Annotated in this window: 19 protein-coding genes and 1 pseudogene; 8 read left to right on the top strand and 12 right to left on the bottom strand. The window is 71.2% G+C overall.

Annotated elements, in window-relative coordinates:
• Positions 1-361, bottom strand: a pseudogene (locus JWN97_RS04375) (excinuclease ABC subunit UvrA); the annotation flags it as partial.
• A gap of 151 nt (positions 362-512) precedes the next feature.
• Between JWN97_RS04375 and JWN97_RS04370 the strand changes: the two are divergent.
• From JWN97_RS04370 to JWN97_RS04360, 3 genes are read left to right on the top strand one after another with little or no spacing between them, the layout of a single operon-like run.
• Positions 513-998, top strand: a complete 486-nt coding sequence (locus tag JWN97_RS04370) for a pyridoxamine 5'-phosphate oxidase family protein (protein WP_297618869.1) — start codon at positions 513-515, stop codon at positions 996-998.
• A gap of 12 nt (positions 999-1,010) precedes the next feature.
• On the top strand, positions 1,011-1,808 hold the full coding sequence (locus JWN97_RS04365) for an SRPBCC family protein (RefSeq protein ID WP_297618866.1): 798 nt from the start codon (positions 1,011-1,013) through the stop codon (positions 1,806-1,808).
• Positions 1,805-2,227 carry a hypothetical protein gene (locus tag JWN97_RS04360; RefSeq protein WP_297618863.1) on the top strand — a complete coding sequence of 141 codons (423 nt, stop codon included), beginning with the start codon at positions 1,805-1,807 and terminating at the stop codon, positions 2,225-2,227. The genes JWN97_RS04365 and JWN97_RS04360 overlap by 4 nt, the downstream gene beginning before the upstream one ends.
• A gap of 4 nt (positions 2,228-2,231) precedes the next feature.
• Here the strand turns inward: JWN97_RS04360 and JWN97_RS04355 are convergent, their stop codons facing one another.
• Positions 2,232-3,344, bottom strand: a complete 1,113-nt coding sequence (locus JWN97_RS04355) for a crosslink repair DNA glycosylase YcaQ family protein (protein WP_297618859.1) — start codon at positions 3,342-3,344, stop codon at positions 2,232-2,234.
• A gap of 176 nt (positions 3,345-3,520) precedes the next feature.
• Here JWN97_RS04355 and JWN97_RS04350 point away from each other — a divergent pair, with 176 nt between their 5' ends.
• Positions 3,521-3,667: a hypothetical protein gene (locus JWN97_RS04350; protein WP_297618856.1), complete on the top strand. Its 147-nt coding sequence runs from the start codon at positions 3,521-3,523 to the stop codon at positions 3,665-3,667.
• Here the strand turns inward: JWN97_RS04350 and JWN97_RS04345 are convergent.
• Positions 3,654-5,459: an alkaline phosphatase D family protein gene (locus tag JWN97_RS04345; protein WP_297618853.1), complete on the bottom strand. Its 1,806-nt coding sequence runs from the start codon at positions 5,457-5,459 to the stop codon at positions 3,654-3,656. The genes JWN97_RS04350 and JWN97_RS04345 overlap by 14 nt on opposite strands.
• The gene (locus tag JWN97_RS04340) at positions 5,456-6,472 is read right to left on the bottom strand and encodes a zinc-dependent alcohol dehydrogenase family protein (protein WP_297618850.1); all 1,017 of its coding nucleotides are present in this window, start codon (positions 6,470-6,472) and stop codon (positions 5,456-5,458) included. Before JWN97_RS04340 ends, JWN97_RS04345 begins: the two co-directional genes overlap by 4 nt.
• A gap of 113 nt (positions 6,473-6,585) precedes the next feature.
• On the opposite strand from JWN97_RS04340, the gene JWN97_RS04335 reads away from it, so the two are divergent.
• A complete protein-coding gene (locus JWN97_RS04335; protein WP_297618847.1) occupies positions 6,586-8,109 on the top strand; it encodes a UDP-N-acetylglucosamine 1-carboxyvinyltransferase in 1,524 nt (507 codons plus the stop codon).
• An 18-nt stretch (positions 8,110-8,127) separates the two neighbouring features.
• Here the strand turns inward: JWN97_RS04335 and JWN97_RS04330 are convergent, their stop codons facing one another.
• Complete coding sequence (locus JWN97_RS04330; RefSeq protein ID WP_297618844.1) at positions 8,128-8,388, bottom strand: zf-TFIIB domain-containing protein; 261 nt, start codon at positions 8,386-8,388, stop codon at positions 8,128-8,130.
• Positions 8,389-8,424: 36 nt separating this feature from the next.
• On the opposite strand from JWN97_RS04330, the gene JWN97_RS04325 reads away from it, so the two are divergent.
• The 3 genes from JWN97_RS04325 to JWN97_RS04315 all read left to right on the top strand — a co-directional run bounded on the left by JWN97_RS04325 (position 8,425) and on the right by JWN97_RS04315 (position 11,234).
• The gene (locus tag JWN97_RS04325; protein WP_297618841.1) at positions 8,425-9,216 is read left to right on the top strand and encodes a glycerophosphodiester phosphodiesterase; all 792 of its coding nucleotides are present in this window, start codon (positions 8,425-8,427) and stop codon (positions 9,214-9,216) included.
• Between the two features lie 3 nt (positions 9,217-9,219).
• Positions 9,220-10,584 (top strand): MFS transporter, encoded by a 1,365-nt coding sequence (locus tag JWN97_RS04320; RefSeq protein ID WP_297618838.1) that lies wholly within the window; start codon positions 9,220-9,222, stop codon positions 10,582-10,584.
• 269 nt (positions 10,585-10,853) lie between these two features.
• The gene (locus JWN97_RS04315; RefSeq protein ID WP_297618835.1) at positions 10,854-11,234 is read left to right on the top strand and encodes an RNA polymerase-binding protein RbpA; all 381 of its coding nucleotides are present in this window, start codon (positions 10,854-10,856) and stop codon (positions 11,232-11,234) included.
• A 24-nt stretch (positions 11,235-11,258) separates the two neighbouring features.
• Here JWN97_RS04315 and JWN97_RS04310 read toward each other — a convergent pair whose 3' ends face one another.
• The 7 genes from JWN97_RS04310 to JWN97_RS04280 form a co-directional block, all read right to left on the bottom strand.
• Complete coding sequence (locus JWN97_RS04310) at positions 11,259-11,771, bottom strand: FxsA family protein (RefSeq protein WP_297618833.1); 513 nt, start codon at positions 11,769-11,771, stop codon at positions 11,259-11,261.
• Positions 11,768-12,496 carry a polyprenol monophosphomannose synthase gene (locus tag JWN97_RS04305; protein WP_297618872.1) on the bottom strand — a complete coding sequence of 243 codons (729 nt, stop codon included), beginning with the start codon at positions 12,494-12,496 and terminating at the stop codon, positions 11,768-11,770. The genes JWN97_RS04310 and JWN97_RS04305 overlap by 4 nt, the downstream gene beginning before the upstream one ends.
• Before the next feature lie 36 nt (positions 12,497-12,532).
• Positions 12,533-14,059 (bottom strand): apolipoprotein N-acyltransferase, encoded by a 1,527-nt coding sequence (lnt, locus tag JWN97_RS04300; RefSeq protein WP_297618830.1) that lies wholly within the window; start codon positions 14,057-14,059, stop codon positions 12,533-12,535.
• 395 nt (positions 14,060-14,454) lie between these two features.
• On the bottom strand, positions 14,455-14,877 hold the full coding sequence (locus tag JWN97_RS04295) for a hotdog domain-containing protein (RefSeq protein WP_297618827.1): 423 nt from the start codon (positions 14,875-14,877) through the stop codon (positions 14,455-14,457).
• Complete coding sequence (locus JWN97_RS04290) at positions 14,874-15,632, bottom strand: OAM dimerization domain-containing protein (protein ID WP_297618824.1); 759 nt, start codon at positions 15,630-15,632, stop codon at positions 14,874-14,876. Before JWN97_RS04290 ends, JWN97_RS04295 begins: the two co-directional genes overlap by 4 nt.
• On the bottom strand, positions 15,629-17,218 hold the full coding sequence (locus JWN97_RS04285; RefSeq protein WP_297618821.1) for a lysine 5,6-aminomutase subunit alpha: 1,590 nt from the start codon (positions 17,216-17,218) through the stop codon (positions 15,629-15,631). Before JWN97_RS04285 ends, JWN97_RS04290 begins: the two co-directional genes overlap by 4 nt.
• Positions 17,218-18,261: an L-erythro-3,5-diaminohexanoate dehydrogenase gene (locus JWN97_RS04280; protein ID WP_297618818.1), complete on the bottom strand. Its 1,044-nt coding sequence runs from the start codon at positions 18,259-18,261 to the stop codon at positions 17,218-17,220. The genes JWN97_RS04285 and JWN97_RS04280 overlap by 1 nt, the downstream gene beginning before the upstream one ends.
• Positions 18,262-18,342 lie beyond the last annotated feature (81 nt).

Raw genomic sequence — 18,342 nt, 5'->3', positions numbered from 1 at the left:
AGAGGATGCGCAGCATCGCGTTGGCGTCGGTGGCGGTGCCGACCGTGGAGCGGGCGTTGGCCCCCATCCGCTCCTGGTCGATGATGATCGCGGTCGTCAGCCCGTCGAGGACGTCGACGTCCGGCCGGGCCAGCGTCGGCATGAAGCCCTGCACGAAGGCGCTGTAGGTCTCGTTGATCATCCGCTGCGACTCGGCCGCGATCGTGGCGAAGACCAGCGAGCTCTTGCCCGAGCCCGAGACCCCCGTGAACACGGTCAGCCGGCGCTTGGGCAGCTCGACGTCGAGGCCCTTGAGGTTGTTCTCCCGTGCGCCCTGGACCCGGATCAGGTCGTGGTCGTCGGCTGGGTGTGTGGTCGTCATGCGGTGCGTCTCCCCGTGTCGTCTCGGCCGGTGCCTGCCGGCCTGCGGCTGCAGGCAATCCTGCCAGTCCGACGCGTGGGAGGGCCGGGACGTGACCGCCCCGCCCCGGAGGATGAGGTGGGGTTTCAGGGTGGGTGCCATCGTCGAGGACATGACGACCTCCCACGACGACCAGCTCGGCACCGTCGCCGAGATCATGCATGAGACCCGCATCGCAGTGCTGACCTACGCGACGCCCGACGGCGCGCTGGTGTCCACGCCCATGGGCATGCAGGACTTCGAGCACCCCGGCACGATCTGGTTCATCACCGAGCGCGACACCGACAAGGTGCACGCCATCGCGGCCGACCCGCGGGTCAACGTGTCCTTCTCGAGCAAGGCGGGCTGGGTCTCGCTCACCGGCACGGCCCGCGTCAGCGAGGACCGCGCCAGGCTGAAGGAGCTGTGGGACGCCTCCGCGGGCATCTTCATGTCCGGCGGCCCGGAGGACGGGTCCAACGTGCTCCTGCAGGTCGACGGCTCGTCAGCGGAGTTCTGGGAGTCCCCCGGCAAGGTGAGCTCCGCCATCCAGCTCGCCAAGGGCCTGGTCGGCGACGCGGAGCCCGACCTGGGCGACAACGACACCGTCACCCTCTGACGGGCCGGCGACATGCTGGTCGACGCACACGGTCCGGCCTCCGCGGACGACGCGTGGCTCCGCTTCACCACGCCGGCCTCGTGGCCCGTGTGGGCGCCGCTCATCCGTGACGTCGAGGCGTCCGAGCCGCTGCTGGGCCCGGGCACGACCGGCCGGGTGCACGGACCTCCGGGCGTGGCGGTGGACTTCGAGGTCACGCACGTCGATCCGGACCTGCGCTCCTGGTCGTGGCGTGCGGGTCGGGGACCGGCGGCGGTGCACATGGACCACCACGTCCTGCCGGCGGCGGGTGGTGGCAGCCGGGCCTTCCTCCGCGTGCCGGGACGATCCGCGACGCTGCTCCAGCCCTACCGCATCCCCGCAGCGGCCGCCCTCAAGGGGCTCGTGCGCGACCGGAGCGGGCTCGGCGGCGAGGAGGAGCCGGTCGCCGCGTTCGACTTCGCCTTCGCCCCGTCGTACGCCCTGGCCGCACGGCCGTTCGGCATCACCCCACGCTCCACGACCGTCGAGGTCGGTCCCGCCTGGCTGTTCGTCCGGTTCGGACCGTGGCGCCTGGTGACCCCGCGCAGCAACATCGCCTCGGCGGAGGTCACGGGTGGCTTCTCCTGGGTCAGGACGGCCGGTCCCCCGCACCTCTCGTTCGGTGACCGGGGCGTCTCCTTCACCACCAACGGCGACCGGGCGCTGTGCCTGTCGTTCCACGAGCCGGTGCCCGCCATCGACCCGACCGGCACCCTCACCCACCCGGGCGCCACGCTGTCCGTGGCCGATCCCGACGCGCTGCTCGAGGCGCTCGCGCTGCACGCGTGACCTACCGTGCCGCCCCGCTCGCGGCCGCCGAGGAGCACCTGATCACCACCACCGACCACTCGGTGCTCGGCCGGCGCTGGGTCTACGACGGCTGCGGCGACCCGGTGTGGGCCGCGACCCTGGCCGCCGGGATCCTGACCGGCGCGCAGCAGTCGCCGATGTACTTCGAGGACGGTGGCGTGCGCGTCGACATCCCGGCCCGTATGCAGGTGCGCGGCAGCGGCACCGCGTCCAGCGCCCCGTCCGTCGGTCCGATCGACGCGGTGCGCGACGACGGGGACGTCACGGCGGTGCGCTGCGGCGACCTCGAGATCGCCGTCGCCCGGGTCGTGGGTGCGCCGCTCGGCGACGGACCCCACCTCACCGGCAGCACGGGCGACGCCGAGGGACTGGTGCTCGCCGTCCTGCGCCCGTCCTGATCCGTCAGGTCCGGGCCACGTCCAGCCCCAGCCAGGCGGCCAGCGACTCGACCTCCGACTCGACCCGCCGGCGGCGCCGGGTCGACCAGTCCCCGTCCTCGTGGATCGCGTCGACGATCAGCACCCCCGCCTCACGATCGGCGGTGGCGTCGACCTTGCCGACCAGCTCGTCGCCGTCGAGGACGGGCATCGCCCAGTAGCCCCATTGCCGCTTCTCGGCGGGCTTGTACATCTCCAGCTGGTAGTCGAACGCGAAGAGGTCCCTCATCCGCACGCGGTCGAAGACGAGCCGGTCGAGCGGCGACAGGATCGCCGTACGCCCCTCGAAGCCGCCGTCGAGGAGCGTGGGGTCCACCCGCCAGGTGCCGCGCACGCCCTCCACCCTCACCGCCTCGCCCACGTCGCGCACGGCGTACGGCTCGTGCCACGCCTCGAGCGCACGCGGTCGGGCGAGCCCGAGGGCGCGCAGCCGCCGCTCGGCGAGCGTGCGGTGGGCCCGCTCCGCCGGCACCGCCGGGTCGCCGGGATGGATCCGCTCGGCGAGGTCCCACCGGCGCTCGCGTCCCTCACGGGAGGCCACCGCGACCTCGCCGCGCGCCTCCATGCACTCGAGCAGCTTCATCACGTTCTTGTTGTTGGTCCAGCCGGAGGAGCGCCAGGGCACCTCGCAGCTGTCGGGCAGGTCGCGCGCGGCCGTCGGACCCTCGGCCCGCAGCAGCGCGATGACCTCGCGACGGCACCCGTCGTTGGCCTCCACCCAGTCGCGCACGTCCTCCTGCCACTCCTTGAGCGGGGGCACGCCCGGCCACGCGTCCATGTCGGCGCGGAAGAGCGCGATGTCCTCGCTGGGGCGCAGCAGCGCGTGGTGCTCGACCAGCGCACCGTCGCCGACCAGGCCCTCGAGGTCCTCGGGCTCGTAGGCCTCACCCAGCCGGGTCCACAGCGCCAGGTCGGCGTGCCGCGCGACGACATCGGTGAGGTCGACCTGGAGGAACCCGAGGTGGCGGACCACGTCGAGCACGTCGGTCGGGCGCCGCGCGTCCAGCAGCTGAGCGCGTACGACGACCTGCCGGGCCTGCTGCCGCGACAGGTCGTGCGTCGTCTCCCCCGCTCCCATGCGGTGATCCTAGGCTCCGCGGCCAGGGGCGAACGGGCCACTCCCGCATGGCCCGAACGGGTCATTCGTACCCCGGATCGGGCCGTTGTCGGTGTGTTCGGCCCTGTCCGGCGTCATGCGGTGCGAGGCTCGACGTCACACCAGCAGAGCACGACACAGCGGACAGGAGCAGGGCCATGTGGGACACCGTCGAGACCAACTCGGTGCACTTGTCGCACGACCTCCCCTGCACCGGCTGCGGCCACGCCCGCCACACCTACCTGCCGTGCTCCGACACGTGTGCCTGCGCCCACGGGCGCGACCGCGTCCTCAGCGCTGTCTGACCCGGTCCCTGACCTTGTCCCGGACGCGTCGCCTGAGGCCGCGCGTGAAGCGGTCGCGCACGCGCTCGTGCGCCGGCGGGCGGCCCTGCTCGTCCAGCTCGTAGCTCGCCACCTTCGCCAGCCGCGGCCGGTCGTGGTCGTCGATGACCTCGCCGGTCACCCACCACATCCTCAGGCCCTTCCCGGCCAGCTGCAGGCACGCGAGGTTGTTGTCGAACCACGGCCCCTCGGCGTAGCGCCAGTCGAGCGGCGCGTCCGCGACGCGCGCCGACCTCGAGGCCAGCCGCCCGACCGGACCGGCGACGCCGTACGACAGCACGGCGGTCGCGAAGCGCATGTTGCGCGAGAGCGGGTTGCGCATCGGTGAGCACACCGCCTGGAGGATGGTCGACCGCAGCTGCCGGCCCTCATCTGCCGGCCAGGCCTCGGTGACGTAGCTGTGGTGCACATCGCCGGACAGGAACGTCACCGTCGACGGCGCCCGGCCGCGCTCCCCCGCGGCCACCTCCATCACCTGCCGGGCCACGTCCTGGAAGCTGCTCTGGAAGGCACCCCAGTGCTCGAGGTCGACGACCTGGCGCATCTTCTCCCCCAGCCGGGCACCGTGACCTCCCCAGGCCCCATCGGCGAGTGCCTCGCTGAACGCCTCGAGGTGGTGCAGGCCACGCGCGAGCAGGAACGGCAGCGACGTGCCGACCAGCAGGTGGTCGACGTCCCCGCGCAGCTGCTGGTCGAGCCACGCGGCCTCGTCGGCGTCGAGGAGGGCCCGGTGGTCGGGGTCGAGCTGTCGTGCGGCGCGAGAGTCGACCACGACCAGGCGGGCCTGCGTGCCGAACTCGCGCGTGTAGCTCCAGCGGTAGGTCTGCGGCTCCTGGTCGACCCGCGCGGCGAAGGCGTCGAGGACCTCGCCCAGGTCGTGCTCGGTGTCGCCGCGGTGGGCGAGGACCTGGGCGTAGATCTCGTCCTGCTGCCGCGCGGCCGGCGACAGGTTGCCGAGGTGCTGGTAGACCCAGTAGGACGCCAGGCCGGCCACGATGCGGCCGTGCCACCACGACGTCGCCTCCATCTCGTCGCGCCACGCCTGGGAGGTGTTCCAGTCGTCGCGGATGTCGTGGTCGTCGAAGATCATCGAGCTCGGCACGGTCGACAGCAGCCACCGGTTGGCCGGGTCGGCCCACGCCAGGCTGTAGAGGTGGGCGTACTCCTCGTAGTCCCGCAGCTCGGTCCACGGCGGCGCCTCGATGTCGCGGCGCGACTCGATGAAGGCTCGCATGTCCTCGGTGGTCTCGTCGGCGTAGACCTGGTCGCCGAGGAAGAGCACGAGGTCCGGGAGCCGGTCCGGGGACAGGTCGGGGTCGTCCGGGTCGGCCGCGTCGACCTGGTCGGCGCTCCGCAGCGCCCAGGCGCGCAGGGCATCGACACCGTGCGTCCGGTTGCCCTTCGCGTCGTGCGACACCGACGTACGGCAGGAGCCGAAGGCGAGCCGCAGCGGGCGACCGTCCTCGAGGGTGGCGATCACGGGGGCCGGGAAGGGGGAGTCGGGCTCGGGCCAGACGCGGTGGCCGTCGAGGTCCACGGTGTAGGCCTCGGTCGTCCCCGGCTCGAGGTCGTCGAGCTCGACGAGGGCGTAGTGGTGCCCGTGGACGGCGAAGGTGGGCGCGCTCGCGGAGGTGCTGCCGCGACTCACGGTCACGGTGGCGGGAGTCCGCGTCTCGACCCACACGGCCGCGGAGGTGTCGTCGACGTAACGGAGCAGGGGCCCGAGCAGGAGGGTGCTGTCGGACCCGGTCACGGCTGGAGGAGGACCTTGATCGCGCGACGCTCGTCCATCGCGCGGTAGCCCTCGGGCGACTGCGACATGGGCAGGGTGAGGTCGAAGACCTTGCCCGGGTCGATCGCACCGGAGAGGACCCGCTCGAGCAGGTCGGGCAAGTAGCGACGCACCGGTGCCATGCCACCGGCGAGGCCGACGTTCTTCTGGAACATCCGGCGCACCGGCAGCTCGACGCCGTGGGGCACGCCGACGAAGCCGACCGTGGCGCCCGGACGGGCGATGGCGAAGGCGGTCTTCATCGCCTCGTCGGTGCCGACGCACTCGAGCACGGCGTCGGCGCCGATGCCCCGCGTCAGCTCGGCGATGCGGGCACCGCCCTCCTTGCCGCGCTCGGCGATGATGTCGGTGGCACCGAAGGCGCGCGCGATCTCCTGGCGCGGCTCGTGCCGTGACATCGCCACGACCCGCTCGGCACCGAGCTGCGCCGCAGCGAGCACGCCGCACAGGCCGACCGCTCCGTCGCCGATGACGACGGCGGTCCCACCCGGCTTCACGCCGGCGGCCACGGCGGCGTGCCAGCCCGTGGCCATCACGTCGGACAGCGTCAGGAGCGAGGGGATCAGGGACGCGTCGGGCGTGCCGTCGGTCTTCACCAGGCTGCCGTCGGCCTGGGTGACCCGGGAGTACTCCCCCTGGCCGCTGGCGGTGAACCCCAGGTTGTCGCACGCCGACTGCACACCCGCGGCACAGTGGGCGCAGGTGTTGTCGCAGTGGCAGAACGGCACGATCACGAAGTCGCCGGGCTTGAAGTCCTTGACCGCGGACCCGACCTCCTCCACCACCCCGACGCACTCGTGGCCGATCGTCGAGCCGCTGTCGATGTCGTTGGCGCCGCGGTAGGGCCACAGGTCGGAGCCGCAGATGCAGCCCGCGACGACCTTGACGATGGCGTCAGTGGGCTCCTCGATCACCGGATCGGGGACCTCCTCGAAGCGGACGTCACCGGGGGCGTGGATGGTGGTTGCTCGCATGCGACGATCCTGCCACGCGGTCCTCGAGAGCCGGCCCGCGCCCGATCCAGGGACGCGCCAGCGGATGGCGGACCGCATTCCGCCTTATCTCATATCTGAGATAACGTGTCGGCATGGCTGACTACAAGGGTCGTATCGGCAACCTCATCCGCGACGCCCGCAAGCACCGCGGGCTCACCCAGCACCAGCTGGCCGAGCTGCTCGGCACGAGCCAGAGCGCGATCAACCGCATCGAGAAGGGCCACCAGAACCTCTCCCTGGAGATGCTCGCCCGCATCGGCGCCGCCCTCGACTCGGAGATCGTGGCGCTCGGCGCCGGTCCCACGCACCTGCGGGTCGACGGCCCCACCACGCTCTCCGGCTCGATCGACGTCAAGACGTCGAAGAACGCCGGCGTGGCGCTCCTGTGTGCCTCCCTGCTCAACAAGGGGCGTACGACGCTGCGCAAGGTCGCGCGGATCGAGGAGGTCAACCGCCTGCTCGAGGTGCTCAACTCCCTCGGCGTCGCCACCAGGTGGGTGGGCGACGACAACGACCTGGAGATCATCCCGCCCACCGAGCTCAACCTCGCCGCCATCGACGAGGCGGCCGCGCGGCGCACGCGCTCGGTGATCATGTTCCTGGGCCCGCTGCTCCACCGCTACGACGAGTTCGACCTCCCCTACGCCGGTGGCTGCAACCTCGGCGAGCGCACGGTCGAGCCGCACATGTCGGCACTGCGGCCCTTCGGGCTGGACGTCAAGGCGACCGACGGCAGCTACCACGCCAGCGTCAACCGCACCATCGAGCCGAGCCGCCCCATCGTGCTGACCGAGCGCGGCGACTCCGTCACCGAGAACGCGCTGATGGCCGCGGCGCTCCACCCGGGCACGACCATCATCCGCAACGCCTCGTCCAACTACATGGTGCAGGACCTCTGCTTCTACCTCGAGAAGCTCGGGGTCACGATCGAGGGCATCGGCACGACCACCCTGCGCATCACCGGCAGGACGTCCATCGACGTCGATGTCGACTACTCCCCCTCCGAGGACCCGATCGAGGCGATGTCGCTGCTCGCCGCCGCGATCGTCACGAAGTCCGAGATCACCATCCGCCGGGTGCCGATCGAGTTCCTGGAGCTCGAGCTGGCGATCCTCGAGGAGATGGGCTTCCGCTACGACCGGACCGAGGAGTACGTCGCCAACAACGGCATGACCCGGCTGGTCGACATCACCACGCACCCCTCCGAGCTGCGGGCTCCGCTCGACAAGATCCACCCGATGCCGTTCCCGGGGCTCAACATCGACAACCTGCCGTTCTTCGCGGTCATCGCCGCGGTGGCGGAGGGCCAGACGCTGCTGCACGACTGGGTCTACGAGAACCGCGCCATCTACCTCACCGAGCTCAACAAGCTCGGCGCCCAGGTCAAGCTGCTCGACCCGCACCGGGTGCTGATCGACGGTCCGACGCACTTCTCCGGCGCGGAGATCGTCTGTCCGCCGGCCCTGCGCCCGGCCGTCGTGATCCTGCTGGCGATGCTGGCGTCCAAGGGCACGTCGGTGCTGCGCTCGACCTACGTCATCCACCGCGGCTACGAGGACCTCGCCGAGCGGCTCAACCAGCTCGGCGCCAACATCGAGACCTTCCGCGACATCTGAGAAGGTCCGTGAGGCCGCTCAGCCGAACAGCGTCTCCACCCACGCCCGAGACACCTTGCTCGTCGACGGCGGCGCGGTCATGTCGGCGGTGATCCGCGGCATCGGGGCGGTGTGCTGGCCGGCGTTGCGGTGCCAGTCGGTCTCCGCCTCGATCAGCAGCCCCAGGTCGGCGCGTGCGAGGAACACGCCGTGTCCCTCGGGGCACTGGCTGACCGTGGCCTGGCCGAGGGTCCGCTCATCCATCTCGACGCCGCAACGCGGGCAGGTGTTGCTCTCCATCCCCTGAAGGTACTCCTCACCGCCATACTTCTCCCCGTGAACTCACCGGCCTACCTCGACTCCCCACGACCGCTGGCGTTCGCCCACCGCGGGGGTGCCTACCACCCCGAGATCGAGGGACTCGAGAACACGCTCGCCGCCTTCGCGCACGCGGTGGACCTCGGCTACACCTACCTCGAGACCGACGTCCACGTCACGAGCGACGGGGTGCTCCTCGCTTTCCACGACACCGTCCTGGACCGGGTGACCGACCGCACCGGCAGCATCGCGGAGTCGACGTACGCCGAGGTGCAGCAGGCGCTGATCGGTGGCGCAGAGCCGGTGCCGACGCTGGCCCAGCTCTTCGACGCCTTCCCGGAGGCCCGCTTCAACATCGACCTCAAGTCCGAGGGATCGGTCGAGGCGCTGGCCACCTTCATCGAGGAGCGCGAGGCCTGGGACCGGGTGCTCATCGGGTCGTTCTCGCCACGTCGGATGGAGGCGTTCCGACGGCGTACGCAGGGCCGCGTGGCCACCTCCGCGCACCCGCTCGAGGTGGTGGCCTTCGTCCTCTCCCCCAGCGCCCGCCTGGCGCGGCTGCTGGCCCGCGGCAAGCCGGTCGCGCTCCAGGTCCCGCACCGCCGCGGCCGCCTGGTGGTGGCCTCCCGTGCGCTCGTACGACGCGCGCACGCGGCGGGGGTGCAGGTGCACGTCTGGACCATCGACGACCCGATCGAGATGAACAGCCTCCTCGACCGTGGTGTCGACGGCATCATGACCGATCGCACGGACATACTCAGGGACGTGCTCCGCGCCCGCGGACAGTGGAACTCCCCCGTTGAAGGGTGACGCATGAGCGACGTAGCCGGCGGAATCGCCAACCTCAGGCCGCTGGCGCAGGCCAAGGAGCAGAAGGCCTGGTACTGGTACGACTGGGCCAACAGCGCCTACGTCACCACGGTCGGCACCGTGCTCTTCGCGCCCTACATCATCGCCATCGCCAAGGAGGCGGCGGTCGACAACCGCATCTCGCTCCTCGGTGTCTCCGTCGCACCGGGCTCGTTGCCGTCCTACCTGGTCACCATCTCCACGATCATCTCGGCCGTCGTGCTGCCCCTGATGGGCCCGATCGCGGACCGCACCGCCAACAAGAAGCGCCTGCTGGCGAGCTTCGCCTGGCTCGGTGCGCTGTCCGGGTCCCTGATCTTCTTCGCCACCGGGAGCAACTGGCAGATCGGCGCGGTCGGCTTCTTCCTCGCCAACATCTTCCTGGGCGCCTCGCTGGTGGTGAACGACTCGATCCTGCCGCTCATCTCCGACGAGGAGAACCGCGACCGGGTGTCGTCGCGTGGCTGGGCCTGGGGCTACCTCGGTGGCGGCCTGCTGCTCGCGATCAACCTGGCGCTGGTCACCCTGCACGACTCCGTCGGACTCTCCGAGGGCGAGGCGGCCCGGATCAGCATGCTGTCGGCGTGCATCTGGTGGGCCGCGTTCACGCTCATCCCCTACTTCAGGCTCAACGACCACGAGCCGATCGCGCTGGCCGAGAGCGACGGCGGCAACCAGGGGATCTTCGCGGAGAGCTTCGGCCAGCTCGCCAAGACCCTGCGGGAGCTGCCGAAGTACCCGGTCGCGCTCAACTTCCTGCTCGCCTACCTGTTCTTCAACGACGGCATCCAGACCGTCATCGCGTCGGCGTCGACCTACGGCTCGGAGGAGCTGGGCTTCGGGCAGTCGGTCCTGATCGGCACGATCCTGCTGGTCCAGTTCGTCGCGTTCGGCGGCGCGCTGTTCTTCGGCCGCCTGGCCAAGCGCTTCGGCGCCAAGCGCACCATCCTCGGCGGCCTGGGGATCTGGATGGTCATCGTGACCGCGGCGCTCTTCCTGCCGGAGAAGGGCCTGGTGCCGTTCCTCCTGCTGGGCGTCGCGATCGGCGTCGTGCTGGGGGGCACCCAGGCGCTGGCGCGGTCCTACTTCTCGCTGCTCATCCCCCGCGGCAAGGAGGCTGAGTACTTCAGCTTCTACCACGCGATGGATCGCGGGACGTCGTGGTTCGGCACCCTCGTCTTCGGCCTCGTCTACCAGTTCACCGACTCCTACCGCCCGGCGATCTTCGCGCTGATCGTGTTCTTCGTGATCGGTGGGCTGCTCCTCGTGCGCGTCGACACCGCCAAGGGCATCCGCGACGCCGGCAACGACGAACCGGCCGTCATCTGACGCCGTACGGACACGGGGGCGACGCGATCTCCGCGCCCCAGAGGCCGGCTGCACCCCTGGGGGTGAAGTCCGTCTCGCCTGAGCGTGGCCCTTCCCACGTCAAGGCCGCGGAATGTGGTCGTCCCCGCTACGGTTGAAGGATCAAGAGACGGGCCGCGTCGTCACGAGCGGCGCCAAGCCCGGCATGACCCATGCCGGTCTGGCTCGTTTCACCTTTACCCGGTACACAAACACAACGGGGTCAGCAAACCCTACTGGAGGTGGGCACGGTGGCGGAGCGCACACTGCGTGGCGCGAGGCTCGGCGGCCAGAGTTTCGAGGACGAGCGCGGCATCGAGTTCGCCGCTCGTCAGCAGGTCGGCTACAAGTGCAAGCAAGGACACGAGTTCGAGGTCACGATGTCGGTCGAGGCCGACATCCCGGCCGTGTGGGAGTGCCCCCGCTGTGGGGCCGAGGCACTCAGCACGGCAGGAATCCTCCCCGAGGCGAAGGTCGAGAAGCCTGCGCGCACGCACTGGGACATGCTCCTCGAGCGTCGCTCGGAGAAGGAGCTCGAGGACATCCTCAAGGAGCGCCTGGAGCTGCTGCGAGGCGGCGAGATCGGCCCCGCGCACCTGCACCGGGCCAACAGGAAGAAGCGCGTCTCCTGACCGACGTCAGGTAGGCGGCTCGACTCAGTCGACGACGTCGCCCCGGACCACCGGGCCTTCGGGCCCAGGTCCGGGGCGATGCGCATCTCCGAACCCCGCGGCCCCACCGAAGGGGGGCACGGCGACCAGCCGGCGCTCCACGACCGAGGTCAGCAGGCGGCGCGCCACGGGCCGGGTGAACGGCAAGATCAGCAGGATCCCCGCGATGTCGAGGACGAAGCCCGGGCTGAGCATGAGGGTGCCGCCGATGAGGATGAGCGCGCCGTCCGCGAGCTCCCTGGCCGGCATCCGGCCACGCTGGAGGGCCTCCCGGAGCGCCCGCCAGGCGCGCGAGCCCTCACGCTTGATCAGCCATGCCCCGACGAAGCTGTCGAGCACGAGCAGAGCGATCGTCCACCAGGGACCGACCAGCTGGCCGACCTGGAGGATGGCCCAGATCTCTGCCAGCGGGATCAGCACGAAGGCCGCGACCAGGACCTGGCGCAACCAACCGCGGCGACGGGCCGGCGTACGTCTGGGCGCTGCGGGGGTGCTCATGCGGTCACCTTCGACCGGCCCTTGCGCAGCTGCGCGCGCCGCTCGGACAGGCCCCAGCGGGTGATCATCCGGAGCGACTCGCTGGCGACCTGGCCGCTCATCTTGGAGTCGCCCCGCTCGCGCTCGATGAACTCGATCGGCACCTCGGTGAGCCGGAGCCCGTGGGCGATCGTGCGGTAGGCCAGGTCGGTCTGGAACACATAACCAGTAGACCTCACCGATCCAAGGTCGATCGCCTCCAGCGTCTCGCGGCGGAACAGCCGGAAGCCGGCGGTCGCGTCCTTGACCTTGATGCCGAGCAGGAGCCGGACGTAGAGGTTGCCTCCGCGCGAGAGCAGCAGACGCTGGACCGGCCAGTTGACCACCGATCCGCCGGGCACGTAGCGCGAGCCGATCACCAGGTCGGCGGTGCGCAGCGCGTCGAGGAGGCGCTGCAGCTGCTCGGGCTGGTGCGAGCCGTCGGCGTCCATCTCCCCGATCACGTCGTAGCCGGCCTCCAGCGCGACGGCGAAGCCGTGGAGGTAGGCCGCGCCCAGGCCGGCCTTCTCGGTGCGGTGGACGACCGTCACCGCGTCGTCCCGGGCCGCCATCCGGTCGGCGAGGTCGCCGGTGCCGTCGGGACTGTTGTCGTCGACGATCATCACGTCGACGCCGGGCTGGGCCGTGCGGAGCCGTCCCACGATCCACTCGATGTTCTCGGACTCGTTGTAGGTCGGGACGACCATCACGCACCGGCCGAGGCCTTCGACTCCCACGCGGTGCTACCTCGTTCCAGTGGTGGCGGCGACGGCGCGGTTGCCCCGTCGGCGTCGACGATAGGCGGCGAACGCCAACGCCGTGTGACCAACGAGGAAGACGAGGACTAGCCGCGACGGCCAGACCCCCAGCCGGACGGCGGGAGTGAGGGTGTCGCTCAGCCCCACCGTCTCCACCAGCACCTCCTGCCCACGGGCCGGCACCGACGCGACCACCCGGCCGTCGGGACGTACGACGCCCGAGATGCCGTTGATGGCGGCCACCACCACCCAGCGTCCGGTCTCCTGCGCGCGCAGCCTGCTGATCTCGAACTGCTGCGCGAGCTGACCGGTCCGGCTGAACATCGCGTTGCTGGTCTGAACGGTCACCAGCTGCGCCCCTCGGGCGACCTGGCCGCCGATGCCCTCGTCGTAGGCCACGTCGAAGCAGATGGCGTCCGCGACCAGCACGTCCCCGACCCGCAGCGGCTCCAGGCTGGTGCCGCGGACCATGTCGCGCGGCACCATGCGCAGCTTGCCGTAGCTCTCCGGGATGAGGCTGCCGCGGAACGGGATGTACTCGCCGTAGGGCACGGGGTGGCGCTTGGTGTAGCGGTCGCCGCTGCCGAGCCCGGGCTGGTAGACGATGCCCTGGTTGAGCACGTGTCCGTCGTCGAGCGGGTCGTTGGACATCCCGCCGACGACGACGGGGACGCCGATCGCGTCGGTCGCCGCGATGATCCCCGCATGCACACCGGGGTCGGTGAAGGGGTCGACGGCGGTGGAGTTCTCCGGCCACACCACGAAGTCCGGCTCCGGCTCGTCGCCCGCCGCGACCGCGTCCGCCAGCTCCCGCGTCAGCCGGACGTGGTTGGCCGTCACGTCGCGATGCACGGCGACCACGTCGAGTCCCGTGCCGGGGACGTCGCCCTGGACGGCGGCCACGGTCGTCGTACCGCTCTCGTCGACGTGGAACGGCACCAGCAGGGGCGCCACGGTGACGACGGCGAGGCCGGCCAGGACGGCGTACGCCGTGCGCGTCCTCGACCGGAGGTGGATCAGCAGCCACGCGAGGGTCGTCCCGGTGAGCGCGACCAGGAAGCTCACGCCGGTCATGCCGATCCACGGCAGGGCGTCGGCCCACGGCGTGTCGGCCGTCGCGTAGACCAGGCGGCCGAACGGCATGCCGCTGAAGGGGAAGCCGCTGCGCCACGTCTCGACCCCGACCCACCACAGCGCCGCCCAGACCGGCCACGCGCGGTGCCGCATGCTCCAGGACAGGCCGAGGCCCAGCGGCACGAAGAACGACGCCTCCAGAGCGCACATCGCGATCCACGCATCGGTGCCGACGGCACGCATCCAGACCATCACGGCATAGGTGAAGGTGATGCCGTAGAGCAGCGTCGGCATCCAGGCGCGCCCGGGACGCAGGCCGCGCACCGAGAAGACGAGGGCGGCGATCGCCGGCGGCATCAGCCAGGCGAACCCGACCGGCTCGAAGGCCGCCGCCAGCGCGAGTCCGCCGACCAGGGCGAGGAGGCAGCGGAGCGGCACGCTCAGACCGTAGCCGACACGTGCGCGCCTGCAGCGGTGCGGGAGGGACGAGGGGGCTTCGGACCAACACGCGACCGCCTGGCTGACGATCGCGCGAAGTTGTCTACGGCCCCCGGGACCCTCCCGCATCCAGCCACCGCGGAGCACGCTCGACGAGACGACTGGCGAGGGGCATCGCTGGCTTCGCGTACCCCACGTCGGACCCCTCACTGCCGGTCGCGCCACCCGCGGGCTGCACAGGCGGACCCGCAGACCCTCTCTCCCGACAGGTCGGGTGTCAACACGCTCTTGACCTGCGCGGATGCGTGAAATCGCAGGTCAGCGGGGTGTGCGCCACGGGAATCGTGCGACACAATTTTGCTTGCTCCGGCGTGTCGCGGATGACACGCCGGGGATCAGTGCGTCGCGGTGCCCGACGTGGCCTTGGACAAGGGTGGTACGACGACGGTGCCGGTCGCCGTGGTCGCCGGGATCGGCGGGTCCACCAGCTCCGCCGCACCCGGCGCGTCGGCCGTCGCGGTCCCCCGGGCCACGACGTGCACGGCGAAGTCCATCACGCGGCTGCGGGTGCCCTCCTTGACGAGGGTGGCCGTGGCCTCCAGGACGTCACCGGCCCGCACGGGGGCCTTGAACTGGACGTCGGAGTAGGACGCGAAGAGGCCCTCGTCGCCGTCGAGGAGGATGCACATCTCGGTGGCCACGTCGCCGAAGAGGCCGAGGCTGTAGGCGCCGTCGACCAGGTTGCCGGCGTAGTGGGCGTGGGAGTAGGGGACGTAGCGGCGGTGGGTGACGACGGTGCCGACGCGGGACTCGCTCATGAGGCCTTCTCCTGGGACGTGCCGGGACGGGGTGAGGTCAGTCGGTGGACGATGAAGGAGGCCACCTCGCCCGGCGTCGTGCCACGGGTGAACACGCGGTCGACGCCGAGCTCGTCGGCCATCGTCTCGTCGAAGCGGGGGCCGCCGACGACGAGCAGCGGGCGCTTCGCCGCCGGGTAGGCCTCGCGGAAGGCCGCGGACATCTCGCGGGTGTTGAGCAGGTGGGCGTCGCGCTGGGTGACGACCTGCGAGACCAGCACCGCGTCGGCCTTCTCCTCGCGGGCGGCCTCGACGAGCTGCGGGACGGAGACCTGGGCGCCGAGGTTCACGACCTTGAGCTCGCGGTAGTACTCCAGGCCCTTCTCCCCCGCGAAGCCCTTGATGTTGAGGATCGCGTCGATGCCGACGGTGTGGGCGTCGGTGCCGATGCACCCGCCGACCACGACCAGGCGGCGGCGCAGCGAGCGCTTGATCGCCGCGTTGGCCTCCTTGGGCGTCAGCAGGGGGTAGTCGCGCTCGACGACCTCGACGGTGCTCGGGTCGACGAGGTGGTTGACCCGGCCGTAGACGACGAAGAAGGTGAAGCCCTCCCCCATCGGCTTGGCGTGGACGACGAGCGCGGGGTCCATGCCCATCTTGTTGGCCAGCTGCACTGCGGCGCCCTCGGCCACCTTGGAGTGCTCGATCGGGAGGGTGAAGGACAGCTGCACCATGCCGTCGCCGGTGGTGTCGCCGTACGGTCGGACGAGATTCACGTCGCCTCCAGGATCTCGGTCGCGGGGTTGTAGTAGCCCGCGGCCTTGCGGGCGACGCCGTCGAGGCCGCGGCCCTTGTCGGCGGGGCGCTTCATCAGGCCGAACGTGCCGTCGGCGATGGCGGCCAGCAACGGCGGGCCGCCGGCGGCGTCACGGTCGTCCTTGATGTCCTGCAGCAGGGCGATGGCCTCCCCCAGCACCTCACGCGCGCGGTGGGCGATGAAGCCGTCGGGGGCCGGGTGGAAGTCCTCGTGCAGCTTGCCGGCGGCGTTCATGACGTAGCGGACGTTCTGCAGCGCCAGGTCGCGGTCGGAGATCCACGGCGTCACGACGGCCTCGGTCATCATCCCGACGAGGAGGATCCCCTGGCCGGTGAGCGCACCCACGAGGTTGAAGAAGCCGTCGAGGAGGTAGCCCTTGAAGATGTCGCCCGTCATGTGGCGCGTCGGCGGCATCCACTTCAGGGGCGCATCGGGGAACAGCTCGCGGGCCAGCATCGCGTGGGCGAGCTCGAGGCGGAACGAGTCTGGCACCTCGGGGTCGATCTCGAAGGCGTGGCCCAGGCCGAGCTGCCAGTCCTCGAGGCCGGCCTCCTTGGCGAAGTACTCGTTGAGCAGCTGGCTGGTGGTGACCGTGTGCGCGGCCTCGATGGCGTCGGCGGTGGTGAGGTAGTTGTCCTCGCCGGTGTTGATGATGATGCCGGCGCGCGCGTGAACCTGGCGGCTGAAGCGCTGGTCCACGAAGGTGCGGATGGGGTTGATGTCGCGGAAGAGGATGCCGTACATCGAGTCGTTGAGCATCATGTCGAGCCGCTCGAGACCGGCCAGCGCGGCGATCTCCGGCATGCAGAGGCCGGAGGCGTAGTTGGTGAGCCGGACGTAGCGCCCGAGCTCGCGCGACGTCTCGTCGAGCGCGGCGCGCATCAGGCGGAAGTTCTCCTGCGTGGCGTAGGTGCCGGCGAAGCCCTCGCGGGTCGCGCCCTCCGGCACGAAGTCGAGCAGCGACTGCCCGGTCGACCGGATGACCGCGATGACGTCGGCTCCCTCGCGGGCCGCCGCCTGCGCCTGCGGGATGTCCTCGTGGATGTCGCCGGTGGCGACGATGAGGTAGATCCACGGCTTGCTCGGCGCGTCGCCGACCTTGGCGATCATCTTCTCGCGGGCGGTGCGCTGGCGGTCGATCTGCTTGATGCCGGCACCCACGGCCTTGCGGGAGGCCGAGGTGGCGCGCGTGGCGTCCTTGCCCTCGGGGATCCGGAACGTCACGGAGCCGGCGGCCGCCTTCTGGGCCAGGGCCAGCAGGTCGTCCCCCTCGCCGCGGAGCAACGCGTCCCACACCGGCAGGCTGACGCCGTGCTCGAGCCCGACGTCCGCGCGTACGGCGTCGGTGAGCCGGTTGACCCACGGCGTGCCGTCGGGGTCGGCGCCACCGAGGCCGGCCAGTCGCAGCGTCGCTCGCTCGACCGAGACGGTGGTGTGGCGGGTGGCCAGGTCGACGATCGGCTTGCCGACCTGCCGGGCGAGCGTGCGGGCCCGGCGTACGTCGGCACTGACGATGCCGAGCTGGCTGGTCTTCCTGCGCGCCATCAGAGCCTCCGCTCGAAGAGTCCGCGGACACCGGCGTCGGCGCGGAGCAGCTCCATGGCGTACGCCGCGTGGCCGGGGACGTAGCCGTTGCCGACAAGCATCTGCACGTCGGCGGCCAGGCCCTCGGCGCCGAGTGCGGCGGCGCTGAAGCTGGTGGCCATGGAGAAGAAGATGACCGTGCCGCCCTCGGCGGTGGCCAGGATCGCGCCGCCCTCGCAGCCGGGGACGTCGACGCACACGACCGTGACGTCGGCCGGGCCGCCCGCCGCGGTGACCGCGTCGCGCAGCGCGATCGGGTCGCGGGCATCGGCGACGACCACGGCGTCGGCGAGGCCGGAGTCGCGCAGCAGGGCGGCCTCGGCCTCGGTGGGGACGACGCCGATCGTGCGCCGGCAGCCGGCGTCGCGGGCGGCGGCCAGGCTCAGCGAGCCGGACTTGCCACCTGCCCCGATGACGGCGACGACCGCCTGCTCGTAGCCCGCCACGACCCGCTTGGTGAGGGCCGGGGCCCCGCACACGTCCATCACGCTCAGCGACAGCGCGGGATCGAGGTCGTCGGGCAGGACCGCGGCGATCGAGCGCCCGAAGAGGATGGCGTACCCGTCGGTGGGGACCTGCTCGCTGCGGCCGTCCCAGCCGGCCAGGCCGTCCTCGATGACGAGCGGGGTGAGGGTGAGGCTCACGAGGGTGGCGATCCGGTCCCCCACGGCGAGGCCGAGGGGCGACTCGGGGCCGACCTCCTCGACGGTGCCGACGAGCATGCCGCCGGATCCGGTCTCGGGGTTCTGCATCTTCCCGCGCGAGGCGACGATGTCGAGGACCTCGGCGCGCACGGCACCACCGTGGCCGTCGTGCTTGCCCTCGAGCTGGCGGAACGATGCAGCGTCGAGGTTGAGCCGCTCCACGCGCACCCGGACCTCGTCGGGCCACAGCTCGGCGCGGGCGTCGAGGCGCTCGGCGGCCTGCGGCAGCACCACGCGCTCGTCGAGGACCCGGTGCAGGCCGGTCGGATCGCCGGTGCGTCGGTCCGTGGGAGTGGTCACAACAGATGATCCTTCTCGTCTAGCGCCACACAGGCAGCAAATCTTGCGGCGTGGCATTGGACTGGCCGCAGGACCTCCGCG

The organism is Nocardioides sp. (assembly GCF_025965415.1).
GTDB lineage: Bacteria > Actinomycetota > Actinomycetes > Propionibacteriales > Nocardioidaceae > Nocardioides.
Note: the sequence above shows the minus strand (reverse complement) of the source record. Positions and strands in the feature narration are given on the sequence as shown.